The following is an 11895-nucleotide window of genomic DNA, read 5'->3' on the forward strand; positions in this document are numbered from 1 at the left end:
CCTTCCCTACGCCCTCGAACCCCCCGCCACGGTCCCGGTGCACCCGGTCTGCGTCGCTCGCCATTGCCCTGCCCCTCTTGTTGATCACATGTGGTCGAGGGTTCACAACAGCGGCATGGGGACGGTCATTCATGTGAAGGGCGATTCATGAATGAGCTCAAAGGCTGTTCCGCAAATGATCAGGCAGTCTGTCCGGCGGTGCCAAAACTCACCCGCGCTGCGGGTCAGTTTTGGCACCGCCGGACTTCACCGTCGCAGGTTGATGGCTGCTGCGGCGGAACGAAGGGGCTGGCGTCCCCCTCTCCCGGTCCCCAGGGTTGGGGGTCAGTCGTAGAAGGCGATGTTCATGTTCTTGGCGCGGCCATCTGCCGTGACTGCGTAGAACTCGGCCTTTTTGTTGCTGCCGTCGACGTACTGGCTCGCGTCGTTGGTCCCCCCACAGTTGTTCTTCTCCGTGAGTTTGCCGTGGCTCACGCGCTCATCCTTGTTGCTGCCCTTGTCCCATTCGTACACCAGATATTCGTTCCCGCCATTCGGCTTGGGGCTGTACATGCAGTCACGGAACTTCCCGCCGCCGGACTCCGCGATGTGCTTCGAGAAATACAGGCTGCCCTCCTGGCGGAACGACGACCTGCCGATGAGGTTCAGCTCGTCGTCGACCTTCGCGGAGCTGTCGGCGAGCACCTCCGTCGACCCGGAGGCGGCGGACGCCGGCGTGGCTGCGAGCACCGGTAGGGACAGTATTGCGATGGAGGCGCCCAACAGGCCCAGCGTCTTCCGCGACGTTGTGATGGTCATGCCTTTCTCCTCTGAGTCTGACTCAGGCCCTGTCCGGGCCTCTTGCTTACGTGCCGCTCGTGGCGGTGTGGTCTCGACTCTCGAGGCAGTGAGAATTGTCTGTAAGGCCAGAACGGGCGTATAGACAAAGGGGATTGAAGGCAAGCCGGATCGTCATGCCATTGAGTGGGCCCACTCGCCCGGTCGCGGCAGCAGCAGGCCGGCAAGGTGGTCGTCCCCACGGACGCTGAAGCCGGGCCTCGGGCAGCGGCAAGCCAATGCAGCAGGGTGCCTGTCGCGGGACCGTACGAGGACCTGACGGGACCGTACGAGGACCTGACGGGACCGTACGAGGACCTGACGGGACCGTACGAGGACCTGACGGGACCGTACGAGGACCTGACGCACCGTCCCGGCCATGTGGGCGTGAGCCCGGTCGCCCGCCCGGCTGGTGGTGCAGCCCGTCGTCGGCTGTCTCGGCCGGGAGACCGGCCGAGACAGCCGACGACAACAGCTGAGCCGCGTCAGTCCAGGCAGAACTCGTTGCCCTCGGGGTCGGTCATCACGATGAAGCCGGCGCTCAACGGGGGAGCGGGCTCGTCGCGGCGTACTCGCGTGGCTCCCAGCGCGACGAGCCGGTCGCACTCGGCCTCCAGCGCCGCCATCCGCTCCTCTCCCTGCAGCCCGGGAGCCGCACGGACGTCGAGGTGAACGCGGTTCTTGGCGACCTTGTCCTCCGGCACCTGCTGGAAGAACAGCCGTGGGCCGTGCCCGTCCGGGTCCTCGATGGCCGATTTCGTGTTGCGCTGCTCCTCCGGTACGCCGATCCGCGCGAGGAAGTCGTCCCAAGCGGCAAGGGGGTCGGCGTCCTTGGGCAGGTCGACTCCGGGCGGGCCGGGGTGGACGTAGCCCAGTACGTCGCGCCAGAAGGACGACAGCGCCCGCGGGTCGTGGGCGTCGAAGGTGATTTGGAGGTGGCGACTCATCGGGTTGCTCCGTTCGTAGCGGGTTGAGTGTGCAGGTAGAGGTCGCGGCTCAGGCATACCTCGGACAGGTGGTGGATCAGCTCGCGGTGGACGTGCAGCACCAGATCGGCCATGGACATCTCCGGAAAAGGCACCTTCGGGCCGACCCGGATCCGGAGCCCGGCCTCGCCGAGGCCGGCGTCGGTGAGCTCGTCGAGCCTGGCTCGGAGCTGATGGTCCCGGTGGAACTCCCACTGCTCGCGCAGCGTCCGGCTCCAGTGGAGTTCGTCCGTGTTCATGGGAGCCACGCTGACACCGCACGCGGTCAGCTTCCGTCCGCAACCCCGTGCCGCGTACGGCCCGGGGGCCTGTCCACCCTCAAATTCGAACCAATGTGCGCATGCGGTGAGTGGGTGTCGAGACAGGACGGGGCGCCGCCCGGGACCCTGGAGCTTCGTTCGGCCCGACGACCAGTAGCCGACGAGCATCGTCGTCGACGTCGATCGCGCCTATCCAGTCGCCGGTCGACGGCTCCCGCAGGGTTGCCGAGGACGAGACAGCCCCGACCCGGGTAGTTGTCCTCGGACACGTGATCCAGCTGCTCTTGGTCAGGTATCAGGTGAGAGTGTCGGCCGACCAGTCGCCCGCGTGGACCACGTTTGGCGCAGAGGCGGTGGCGAAGCAGCGAACGATACGCCGCAAGGGCGGGCCGCCCCGAGCGAGCAGGGCTCTTTCCACGACCGAGGGTGCCTCTGCCACTGCGACGGGACGGCAATCGCGTGGCTCGCGTCGCAACCGGCTGTCGGGGTTGATGCCGGAAACAGTCCACTCTTCGCGAGCGCGTCCGGCTTCAGCCCGGCGTCCTGCTGGTCCGTCCGCAAGTCCTGACAACGGCTGGAGCACCCCTGCCGTGAACTGGCCGATGGCCCATACCTCTTCAGTTCGACAGGTCCGCTTCCTCTTTCCCGACGGGTCAGGAAGCGGGGACGGGACCGCCGGGGCGGAACCGCTCGACCCCGACGATGTGCCGTACCTTGACCGGGCGCACGATCACCGCGACTCGCTGCTCTCCCGGCATGATCCACTCGAACCGCTCGCTGCCCAGGTACTTTTGGGCCAGCCGGTCCATCCTGTCGTGCGCCTCCTCGCCCTCGATGAAGCGGGCCACCTCGCCACTGATCTGCACTCGGTCGAAGGGGTCGGCGGCGTCCGCGTGGGAGAGATAGACGCGGGGATCGCGGCGCAGGTTCTCCTCCTTCACCCGGCCCACCGAGGTGTTGAAGGTCAGCTCGTCTTCTCCCTCCAGGTCCACCCACATCGGACTGACCTGCGGTGCTCCGTCGGCGAATACGGTGCCGACGAACCAGACGTTGGGGGCTTGGAGCCGGGCGCGAACGGCTTCGTCGAAGGTCGCAGTCATCCCGGGAGGCTACCAACCGTGATCATTCGGGGGAGTGGTGGGTTTCAGCGGGGAACGCCGTTCACCGATCCCCGCCTTTGTGCCGCCGTCGTCGTCGGTCGCCTCGCCTTCAACGGCACCGTCATCGAAACCGGCACCGGCTCCTGCCAGCTCGGGCACCGGCTCCTGCTGCTCCGCCGATACATGCGCACGGAGGAAGAAGGCGCCAGGGTCGGCCGACCACCGCGGGCAGGCTGTCTCCTCGGCGCCCAAGTCCACTGACCGTGACCGTGACCGTGCCTGTACGGGACAGCGGAGCCACTGTCAGTGGTGCGGTGCAGGATGTGGTCATGGAACCTTCGAAGACTGTCCGGATGCTCTGGGACCGGATGCAGGATCGGAACTGGGCGGGCGTCGGCGAGCTGCTGGCAGACGATGTAGTCGTGGAGTGGCCGGTCAGCGGTGAACGCATCCTCGGCCGGGAGAACTACGTACGCATAAACGCGGAGTATCCGGAGGGGTGGTCGATCAACGTCCTCCGCCTCGTGTCGTCCGGTAACGAAGTCGTCTCCGAGGTCGAGGTCCCGCACGACACGATGGGCGTCCACCGGGTGGCGTCCTTCTGGACCGTTGACGACGGCCTGATCACCAGCGGCCGCGAATACTGGACCCAGCTCGGCGCGGATCCCTCTCCTGCGTGGCGGGCTTCATACGTCGAGCGCATCTGAGGCCGATCGACCCCATCCCGCACCGCTCAACTCCTGCCAACTCGTGGTCCCGCTGTCTGCGCAGTGAGCGGGCCAACTTCCGTGCCGCTCGCTGCTCCACAGGAGGCGGGCGTAACCGGCACGCTGCGACGATCGGCATACGGGCCACTGTCGCGGACGCCGCCACGCGGGTCGCCGAAGGTGCCATCAGGTGGAGGCCGGCAGTCGCCCCGTGGACGCGGGCGCCGGGGAGGTGCGCCTCAATGGCCCGCAGCATCATGTCCCGGCGCCGACGGTGGCGTAGCCGGACATGGCGCAGATGCCGTTCCAGCTCGCCCGAGTCCATCAGCCGGGCGAGGACCAGCTGGGTGAGGATGCCGTTCCCAAGGTCGGCATACCGCTTGGCGGTCACAGCGGCGTCCAGTCGGCCCGGCGGTACGAGGAGCCAGCCGACCCGCAGCGCGGGCGCGAGCAGTTTCGACACGCTGCCCGCATAGCAAACGCCTTCGGGTATCAGCGAGCGCAGCGCCGGCACGGGCGGCCGGTCGTAGCGGTGCTCGGCGTCGTAGTCGTCCTCGATCACCACCCCACCGTCGGCCGCCCAGCTCAGCAGCTCGCGGCGGCGTTCCCCATCCAGGACGACGCCGGCGGGACCGCGCCTGCCATGACGACGGGCGCCGCCTGGGCGGCGTGCTACTGACCGTCCTCGGCACGACGCTGGAAGGGCCTTCCGCCGACCGGGAGTTGTCCGGATCCCAGTGGGCGGCTGTCGGCCACCTGGCGCTGATGGGGACGGCGGTCGCCTTCGTACTGTGGTACTCGACGGTACGCGCCGTCGGGGCCGGGCGAGCCGGGCTGCTCACCGGCATCGCGCCGCTGGCCGCGGCGGCCGTCGGCGCCGTCTCGGGCACCGGCGCGCCAGGGCCGTCGGTATGGCTGGGCATCGCCGTAGTGATCGTCGGCCTGGTCGGCGGTCTGCGGCCACGTGACGTTCCCGCCGTCCAGCGGACGCAGCTTCGGGATCTCGAAGCGTTCTCATCTCGCCCGACCGATCGGCGGTCCGGGTGAAGGTGCGGGCTCGGGTCGGAGGCAAGGGCAGAGGTGTGATCCGGATACGGACGTGCCCGACCGGTGCGGTGCCCGCGCTCGCGGGCCGAGGCAGCTCGGTCCAGGCCGAGCCCGGCCTGCGCACGGCGGGGGTCGGTACGTTCAACGCCTTGGCGAGTTGGGGCACGAGGCGGAAGGAAGCGGGCGGTGTGGTACTGGATGGACACCTTGCCCTTACCTGTGCGGTACGTCGAACCCGCTGGCATCGCGAACCCGCTGGCACGGCGAACCCGCCGGGCCGGCGCAGGCCCGGGCAGCGTTGACGTCGGATGCCACTGCAGGGGGTCAGGAGGTCCGTGTGTGGTGGTCCAGCAAGCGGGTGAGCAACTGCACGAGCTGGTCGCGTTCGGTCGGACTCAGCGGCGCGAGCAGTTCGTCGTGGAGGTCGTCCAGGACCTTGTCGAGGCGGCGTAGGTGGCGGCGGCCTTGGGCGGAGATCGTGATGATGTTGCGGCGCCGGTCGCCGGGATCCGGTGCCCGCTCGACGAGGTCACGCTCGGCCAGTTCGTTGAGCACGGCGACCATGTCGCTGCGGTAGATGCCGGAGCGCCTGCTCAGCTCCGCCTGGCTGCCCGGTCCGTATTCCTGCAGTGAGGCGAGCACGGCGTAGTGCCACTTGCGGGCATCGATCTGGGCCAGCCCCTCGTTGATCAGCCGGTCCGACCGCATGGTCAGCTGCGACAACAGTCGGCTCGCCCGTCGGCGCAGCCTGGCGGGCGTCTTGGGCGCGCCGTCCTCGGGCATGTCCGCGGCTTCGGCTCTGCTCATGGCGCCCACCTACCGTTGCGTTAGTGCGACTAACGATGTACGTTCGCTCGTGCCGAAAACGTTAGTGCAATAAACGTTAATTCGGTGAACTCCAAGGAAGGAAGATCCGCTATTCCCGCCAAGATGCTGCAGATTCCCACCATGGACGGCCAGGCCGACGCCTTCGCCGCCTTCCCCGACCACGGCGAGCAGCACCCAGGGGTGCTGATGTACGGGGACGCCTTCGGCATCCGGCCCGTGCTACGGGAGATGGCCCGCGAACTGGCCGGGCACGGGTACTACGTGCTCGTCCCCAACTTCTTCTACCGGCACGGCCCGGCACCGGTGATCGAGCTTCCTGAGCACATCGGAGAAGAGGTCCGGCCCGCGGTCATCGCCCAGCTGATGCCCTTGATCGAGGCGCACACCGATGAACGCATCCTGCGCGACGCCGACGCCTACCTCAGGTTCCTCACCGCCCAGCCCGAGGTCGGCGCCGGACCGGTCGCGGTGACCGGCTACTGCATAGGCGGCCTCCTGGCGATGCGCACCGCCGCGGCCCACCCCGGCCAGGTGGCCGCCGTCGCCGGATTCCACGGCCCCGTGAGCACCGGCGGGCCCGACAGCCTGCAGCGCCTCCTCTCCGAACTCACCGCCCAGGTCCACCTCGGCCACGCCGAAACCGACATGACGCCCGAGGCCCTCGCCGAGCTCAACCAGGCCCTCGATGCCGCAGGTGTCGACTACACCTCCGAGATCTACTCCGGCACGGTCCACGGCTTCACCATGGCCGACACCGACGCCTTCGACCCCGCCGCACTGCAGCGCCACTGGGACCGTCTGCTCCCTCTCCTCGGCCGCACCCTGACCCACAGCTGACGCTCCGGCTCGAAAACCGAACCCGAAGTACACGGCTCCGGGAGCCCTCAGCTCGCACGCCGGCCGCAAAGTAGCCGCCGAGACATGGTGATCGAGGCGGCCAACGACGCGTATTTACGGGCGGATTCGGGAGTAGAGCTCGAAGCGGAAGGCCGCGGCGAAGAAGAGCCGGGCCCACCCGCGCAGTTGAAATAACGGAGACCGACGTCGACGACGAGCTCAAGGCTCCGGGCGCGACGGCCACCCGTAGGTGGCACATCGGCAGCGATGCGTGGCCACGCGCTCCTCGCCGGTCATCTGATCTGCACGTTTGCCGTTCGCGACCTTCGACTGGCACTCCATAGTGCCCAAGACCCTCAAGCGCATGCCAGCCGGAGAGATCACGGTCATGGTGGTCACCGTCGCGGTAGTCGTCGCCACCCACAACCTCGCCATCGGCGTCGTCGCCGGCACCCTCACGGCTGTGGTCATCTTCGCCCAACGCGTCGCCCACCTGGCCGAGGTCACCTCGGTCACCGACCCCGACGGCAGCAGCGTCGTCTACCCCGTCACCGGCGAACTCTTCATCGCCTCGTCCAACGATCTGGTCACCCAGTTCGATTACGCGGGTGACCCGGAGAAGGTCGTCATCGACCTGACCGCCGCCCACATCTGGGACGCCTCCTCCGTCGCCGCGCTCGACGCGATCGAAACCAAGTACGCCCAGCGCGGCAAGACCGTCGAGATCATCGGCCTCAACCCGCCCAGCGCCCAGATCCACAAGCAGCTCAGTGGCGAGCTAGCCGGCACCCATTAGCTTGGCCGCCGGAGTACGAGAGGGCTGCAGGAGGCTGACGTCCGCAGCCCTCTCGGTACGCTTCTTGTCGGCGTATCGGCCGCCAACGTCCACGACTGCGAGGAACCGAAGCCGATGGTGGCCGGTCACCAACCGAGATATGACCGCCGATCGCGGCCGACACTTCAAGCCCCAACGGCTCCTGCGGGTGCCTGCCGAGAACGCTTACGACCTGGCCCGATCTGGGCAGATGGCTACGCGGCAAACGCATCGGCGTGCGTATCGCCTGTGAAGGCGTCGAGTCCCGCCAGCGTTCAGGGCGCCCCGTGGGCGTGGTTGGTTATGGGCCCGCGCTTATCTATGGGTGGGCAAGTAGACCTCCAGGTAGGTCGCGATGTGCTGTGTCTGTCACGTAGGGCACGTTCTTTCGGCGCCGGGCCACGCCGGAACGTGGGCGGTGCCGATCCCGGATTGATGCGGAACGCCGGGGCTGTGCGTGCAGTTGACGTCCAGCTATACATGGCCGGCCTGCTCGACCGAGTCGCTCGTCTATGGCTTGCACTCGGTCGTACATGGCCACTCTGCTCAGCGGTAGTTGGCGATCTGGTCCCTGGACTCAGTCTCTTGATCGCGGCGTATCCCACCTGTGATCGTAGGCGTGGTGATCTCAGATGAGAGCGAAGTCGCGAGCGAGCAAGACACGGACCGGTGGCCGGACATACCTGGCGATACAGCGTTCACCATCAAGGTCCCCGAGGCTGATCTGCTGGTCAGGGCCGGGTTCCCCGCCCATGTGACCGTGCTCTACCCGTTCGTGAACGAGAGCCGCATAGACGCACCCGTCCACCGTGAGTTGTCCGGCCTTTTCGCCAAGCACGATGCATTCGCCTTGACGTTCGCCGAATTCGGCCGCTACCCCGGTGTGCTGTACCTGGACCCGCAGCCACACGACCCCGTCAAGGCCCTTACTGAGGACCTCACGCTGCGCTGGCCCGAGGTAGTGCCGTACCGAGGGCTCTTCGGCGCCGGGCTCGACCCCCACTTGACGGTCGCGAACCACGAGGGCCCTGCGACCCAGGACGCTGCGTACGACGCGTTGCAGGCCGAGCTCGCGCCCCAGTTGCCGCTGCGGTGTCACGTCCACGCGGTCCAGCTCATCGTCTGGGACGGCGAACGCTGGCAGGACCGGGCCACGTACCCGCTCGCTCGTCGCCAAGCCGGCCCGTTCGGCGAACGATTCTGAGTATTCCAACACCGCAGGTGACACATTCCCGGGCGGAGCGCTCTTTTGGATCCTCGACGTGGACCGCTGCCGTCGCCCACGGGCTGTGGGTCGGCGAGCGGGTGGCGCCTCCAGGGTGTGCATCGCGAAAGTCCGCCGATCGGCCCGGAGGTGCCATGCCCCTACAGATGACGTTGCGCGCGATAACACTCGACTGCTCCGATCCGCCGGCTCTGGCGGCGTTCTATCAGCAGGCCACCGGCCTCCAACCCCACCCGAAATCAGACGCCGACTTCGCTGGTCTCACCTGTGAAGGCGGGCTCTTCATCGGCTTTCAACGGGTCGACGACTACCGGGCGCCGCGCTGGCCCGATCAGACCGTTCCCCAGCAGTTTCACCTCGACTTCGCCGTCGACGACCTGAACGAGGCCGAGGCCCGGCTGCTGGAGCTAGGCGCGGGCAAACCGGATCACCAGCCGAATGAGGACAGGTGGCGGGTTCTCACCGATCCGGCCGGGCATCCCTTCTGCCTGGTCAGAAGCTGATTGCTCTTGCTCGTTCTGCTGGCGGACACCCGCAGCGGCCGATACGCAACGCGCTGAACTGCCCATGAAGAACGGCCGTGTGGTGATCCACCGGCCCGGACCGGTGGTTGCGCTGGACACCCCGGTCTTGCCGGTCTTGCCGGTCATGGTCCGCGAGGGCGTCTTCGGTGACCCCGTGAAGCCGCATCTGACAATCGCCCTTGATACCTGTACGCATTCGCTGGTCGCGTTCCGGCTCACGCTGGTGTCCGACACCGCGGTGGACGTCGCGATGCTGCTGCGGGACCTAATGGCTCACCGGAGGGCATGAAATCCGCTCAGTCGCAACCCTCCGGAAGTCATGAAATTCTTCAACTCGCAAATTCGCCGGAGGGCACAAAATTATTCAGTCCGCAAATCCGGCAGAGGGCATACATTCCGTTCGGCCGCAACAGTCTTGACAAGAAATTCTGAGCTTGACGGCGTCGTGGAGTTTGTTTATGGTCCAGTCGTTCAAGTTCCCGCCGATCGATATCCGAAGGTGTTCATGACCGCGCCTCCGACGTTGCCGAAGTCCAGGCAGCAGTTGATTCTTGCCGTTCTTATGTTGTGTTCGCTGCTGATTTGGCTGGAAAATACCGTCCTGAGTACTACGCTGGAGACCCTTGCAGACCCGGTCCGTGGACTGGGGGCCAATCCCGGTCAGCTGCAATGGGCGACCGGTTCGTACACCCTGGCCTTCGCTACATTGATGTTCACTGCAGGCGCATTGGGCGATCGGTTCGGTCACCGGACTGTGTTTTCCAGTGGGTTGGTGATCTTCGCCGGGTCCTCGCTGTGGGCGGCGTACGCAAGCGATGCGGGCCAGCTGATTGCAGCTCGAGCTGCGATGGGGGTGGGCAGCGCGCTGATCACGCCCGCCAACTTGGCCATCCTTATGTGGACCTTCACCGGCCCCGCGCGGGCTGCTGCGATCGGCATTTTCTCGACGTCGGCCGGTGTCGGAATGGCTGCCGGCCCGGTGCTGGCCGGATTCCTGCTCGATCATTTCTGGTGGGGCTCGGTCTTTCTGATCAATATCCCGGTCGCGGCATTGGCATTGGTCGGGCTCGCCGTGCTGGTTCCGAATTTCCGCAGCCCCACTCTTCGGCCGCTGGACCCCGCTGGAATGTTGCTGTCGATCAGTGGGCTCGTGGCGTTGGTCTACGGGCTGATTCGGGCGGGGCAGGTGGCTGTGTGGAGTCGTACCGACGTCTGGGCGCCGATCGTTGTCGGTCTGGTTCTGCTGGCCGTTTTCGTACTCGTCGAACTGCGTGTCAAGGTGCCCAGCTTTGATCCGCGACTGCTCGCGCAACGCACGTTCGGTGGCGGCAATGTGGCGCTCGGATTGCTGCTCTTCGGTGTGGCCGCCATTACCTTCTACAACGCGTTCTATCTGCAAGGCGCGCTCGGATTTTCGCCGATGAAGGCGGGTTTGGCCAATATCCCGACCGCATTCGGCGCGCTCGCCGGGGCGCCCCTTGCCTCGCGCCTGGTTCGCCGCCTGTCGCTACGTCTTGTCACCGTGCCGACGCTGACCGTGGCTGCGCTGACCATGGGCGGGTACGGGTTCCTCGGACTCCAAACTCCACTCATCTGGATCGAGATCCTGTTGTTGGTACAGGGTCTCTCGATCGGCATGGTGATCGGCCCCGTTACGGCCGCATTGCTCAGCAACCTGCCGTTGGAACAGGCCGGTGCAGGATCGGCCGTCACCAACACCGTGCGACAAACCGGCAGCGTGATCGGGATCGCAGTAGGCGGCACGATCATGTCGATCATGTACCGACGTGCGATCGAACCTTCGCTGGAGGGCGCACCCGGTCCGGTGCAGGATCAGGCGCGAGTTTCCGCCGAACAGGCCCGCCACGTCGCCACCGCTGTCCACCGGCCCGCTCTTGCTCAGGCTGCTGATAATGCGTTTGTCCATGCTATGCACGTCGGCGCGGGCTGGATCGCGGTCATCGCACTCCTCGGAGCAGCTGTGCTGCTGATTACCTTGCCTGCTGTCGAAAAGAAGAAGGGTCCGATACCGGAGCCGGACTACGAAGAGGCCCGCAGCTCCGTCTGAGAGTGTGAGGGCAGAACCCAGGCTCAGGCCCGCCGCGGGGCAGCATCAAGTATCAGCTTCCGCAGCTCAGTCGGCACATTGGGCGCATCTCGCCAAGCGTCTGCGATCGCGAGCAGCGCCTCCCACGCGAGCTCGGCAGCGACGCCGGGCTGACCAGTGTCGATTTCGGCGAACAGCCGCTTGCAGAGGACGTTGGTGACGTCATACAGGGCGCCCGAGGCACGGGCCACATCGGCCACCCCCGAGTCCGCAGCATGAGGCGGTTCACCGGGAAGCCGAATGGCAACCGAACCCGCGGAGTAACTCCGCCCATGAACGAAGTCACGCAGAGCGCAGAGTTGATCTCGGGTCGGCAGCGACGGCTGGACAATGCGCTCGGTCACCAGCCGACTCTATCGGTGCCGCCCTGCCTGCCGCCCCGACGCTGGTTCCAACTCCCGTGGCCGGGTTCCAACTACCGCGTCCCGGCTCACCTGCTCCATGCGGCGAGGGTAGCCGGAGCGGCCACACGTGAGGACTACGACCCAAAACCCACGTCCCAGTCATCGGCTTCGACCTAGTGACGTGAGTCGCAGATTCGTCGTTGGTTGGGTATGAGTCGTCCTGGACCGAAGATTCCGCCGTTGTCGTTAACTCATGCTCAGCGGGAGGTGCTTGAGGGATGGGTGCGTCGCCGGACGACT

At 66.5% G+C, this 11895-nt stretch carries 12 protein-coding genes and 4 pseudogenes; 9 read left to right on the forward strand and 7 right to left on the reverse strand.

The window, feature by feature from the left end; genetic code table 11:
- Positions 1-324: 324 nt before the first annotated feature.
- From ACTWP9_RS24410 to ACTWP9_RS24425, 4 genes are all read right to left on the reverse strand, one after another.
- Positions 325-798, reverse strand: coding sequence for a hypothetical protein (locus tag ACTWP9_RS24410; RefSeq protein ID WP_443248394.1), 474 nt, complete (start codon positions 796-798; stop codon positions 325-327).
- A 503-nt stretch (positions 799-1301) separates the two neighbouring features.
- Positions 1302-1763, reverse strand: coding sequence for a VOC family protein (locus ACTWP9_RS24415; RefSeq protein ID WP_443248395.1), 462 nt, complete (start codon positions 1761-1763; stop codon positions 1302-1304).
- Positions 1760-2041, reverse strand: coding sequence for a hypothetical protein (locus ACTWP9_RS24420; protein WP_443248396.1), 282 nt, complete (start codon positions 2039-2041; stop codon positions 1760-1762). The genes ACTWP9_RS24415 and ACTWP9_RS24420 overlap by 4 nt, the downstream gene beginning before the upstream one ends.
- A 674-nt stretch (positions 2042-2715) precedes the next feature.
- A complete protein-coding gene (locus tag ACTWP9_RS24425; protein WP_443248397.1) occupies positions 2716-3162 on the reverse strand; it encodes a PPOX class F420-dependent oxidoreductase in 447 nt (148 codons plus the stop codon).
- 329 nt (positions 3163-3491) lie between these two features.
- Here ACTWP9_RS24425 and ACTWP9_RS24430 point away from each other — a divergent pair, with 329 nt between their 5' ends.
- Positions 3492-3869, forward strand: a complete 378-nt coding sequence (locus ACTWP9_RS24430; RefSeq protein WP_443248398.1) for a nuclear transport factor 2 family protein — start codon at positions 3492-3494, stop codon at positions 3867-3869.
- A gap of 26 nt (positions 3870-3895) precedes the next feature.
- Here the strand turns inward: ACTWP9_RS24430 and ACTWP9_RS24435 are convergent.
- A pseudogene (locus ACTWP9_RS24435) lies at positions 3896-4500 on the reverse strand (PLP-dependent aminotransferase family protein); the annotation flags it as partial.
- Between the two features lie 38 nt (positions 4501-4538).
- On the opposite strand from ACTWP9_RS24435, the gene ACTWP9_RS24440 reads away from it, so the two are divergent.
- On the forward strand, positions 4539-4916 hold the full coding sequence (locus ACTWP9_RS24440; RefSeq protein WP_443248399.1) for an EamA family transporter: 378 nt from the start codon (positions 4539-4541) through the stop codon (positions 4914-4916).
- Positions 4917-5240: 324 nt separating this feature from the next.
- Here ACTWP9_RS24440 and ACTWP9_RS24445 read toward each other — a convergent pair whose 3' ends face one another.
- Positions 5241-5723 carry a MarR family winged helix-turn-helix transcriptional regulator gene (locus tag ACTWP9_RS24445; RefSeq protein ID WP_443248400.1) on the reverse strand — a complete coding sequence of 161 codons (483 nt, stop codon included), beginning with the start codon at positions 5721-5723 and terminating at the stop codon, positions 5241-5243.
- 111 nt (positions 5724-5834) lie between these two features.
- On the opposite strand from ACTWP9_RS24445, the gene ACTWP9_RS24450 reads away from it, so the two are divergent.
- From ACTWP9_RS24450 to ACTWP9_RS24480, 7 genes and pseudogenes are all read left to right on the forward strand, one after another.
- Entirely contained in the window at positions 5835-6581 is a 747-nt protein-coding gene (locus ACTWP9_RS24450) for a dienelactone hydrolase family protein (protein ID WP_443248418.1), read from the forward strand.
- 316 nt (positions 6582-6897) lie between these two features.
- Positions 6898-7377 (forward strand): annotated as a pseudogene (locus tag ACTWP9_RS24455) (STAS domain-containing protein); the annotation flags it as partial.
- Positions 7378-7437: 60 nt separating this feature from the next.
- Positions 7438-7686: pseudogene (locus ACTWP9_RS24460) on the forward strand (IS5/IS1182 family transposase); the annotation flags it as partial.
- A gap of 328 nt (positions 7687-8014) precedes the next feature.
- A complete protein-coding gene (locus ACTWP9_RS24465) occupies positions 8015-8599 on the forward strand; it encodes a 2'-5' RNA ligase family protein (RefSeq protein ID WP_443248401.1) in 585 nt (194 codons plus the stop codon).
- A 155-nt stretch (positions 8600-8754) separates the two neighbouring features.
- Positions 8755-9123 carry a VOC family protein gene (locus tag ACTWP9_RS24470; RefSeq protein WP_443248402.1) on the forward strand — a complete coding sequence of 123 codons (369 nt, stop codon included), beginning with the start codon at positions 8755-8757 and terminating at the stop codon, positions 9121-9123.
- A gap of 70 nt (positions 9124-9193) precedes the next feature.
- Positions 9194-9415 (forward strand): annotated as a pseudogene (locus ACTWP9_RS24475) (hypothetical protein); the annotation flags it as partial.
- A 234-nt stretch (positions 9416-9649) separates the two neighbouring features.
- Positions 9650-11212, forward strand: coding sequence for an MFS transporter (locus tag ACTWP9_RS24480; protein ID WP_443248403.1), 1563 nt, complete (start codon positions 9650-9652; stop codon positions 11210-11212).
- 23 nt (positions 11213-11235) lie between these two features.
- Here ACTWP9_RS24480 and ACTWP9_RS24485 read toward each other — a convergent pair whose 3' ends face one another.
- Positions 11236-11595, reverse strand: coding sequence for a hypothetical protein (locus tag ACTWP9_RS24485; RefSeq protein ID WP_443248404.1), 360 nt, complete (start codon positions 11593-11595; stop codon positions 11236-11238).
- Between the last annotated feature and the right edge of the window lie 300 nt (positions 11596-11895).

Origin of the sequence: Streptomyces sp. 3N207, assembly GCF_052246355.1 — a bacterium.
Taxonomy (GTDB): Bacteria; Actinomycetota; Actinomycetes; order Streptomycetales; family Streptomycetaceae; genus Streptomyces.

Bases quoted from the DNA above. Each gene is read 5' to 3' on its own strand.
- ACTWP9_RS24470 (WP_443248402.1), top strand. From the start codon at position 8,755: ATGCCCCTACAGATGACGTTGCGCGCGATAACACTCGACTGCTCCGAT.
- ACTWP9_RS24410 (WP_443248394.1), bottom strand. From the start codon at position 798: ATGACCATCACAACGTCGCGGAAGACGCTGGGCCTGTTGGGCGCCTCC.
- ACTWP9_RS24480 (WP_443248403.1), top strand. From the start codon at position 9,650: ATGACCGCGCCTCCGACGTTGCCGAAGTCCAGGCAGCAGTTGATTCTT.
- ACTWP9_RS24445 (WP_443248400.1), bottom strand. From the start codon at position 5,723: ATGAGCAGAGCCGAAGCCGCGGACATGCCCGAGGACGGCGCGCCCAAG.
- ACTWP9_RS24430 (WP_443248398.1), top strand. From the start codon at position 3,492: ATGGAACCTTCGAAGACTGTCCGGATGCTCTGGGACCGGATGCAGGAT.
- ACTWP9_RS24420 (WP_443248396.1), bottom strand. From the start codon at position 2,041: ATGAACACGGACGAACTCCACTGGAGCCGGACGCTGCGCGAGCAGTGG.
- ACTWP9_RS24425 (WP_443248397.1), bottom strand. From the start codon at position 3,162: ATGACTGCGACCTTCGACGAAGCCGTTCGCGCCCGGCTCCAAGCCCCC.
- ACTWP9_RS24415 (WP_443248395.1), bottom strand. From the start codon at position 1,763: ATGAGTCGCCACCTCCAAATCACCTTCGACGCCCACGACCCGCGGGCG.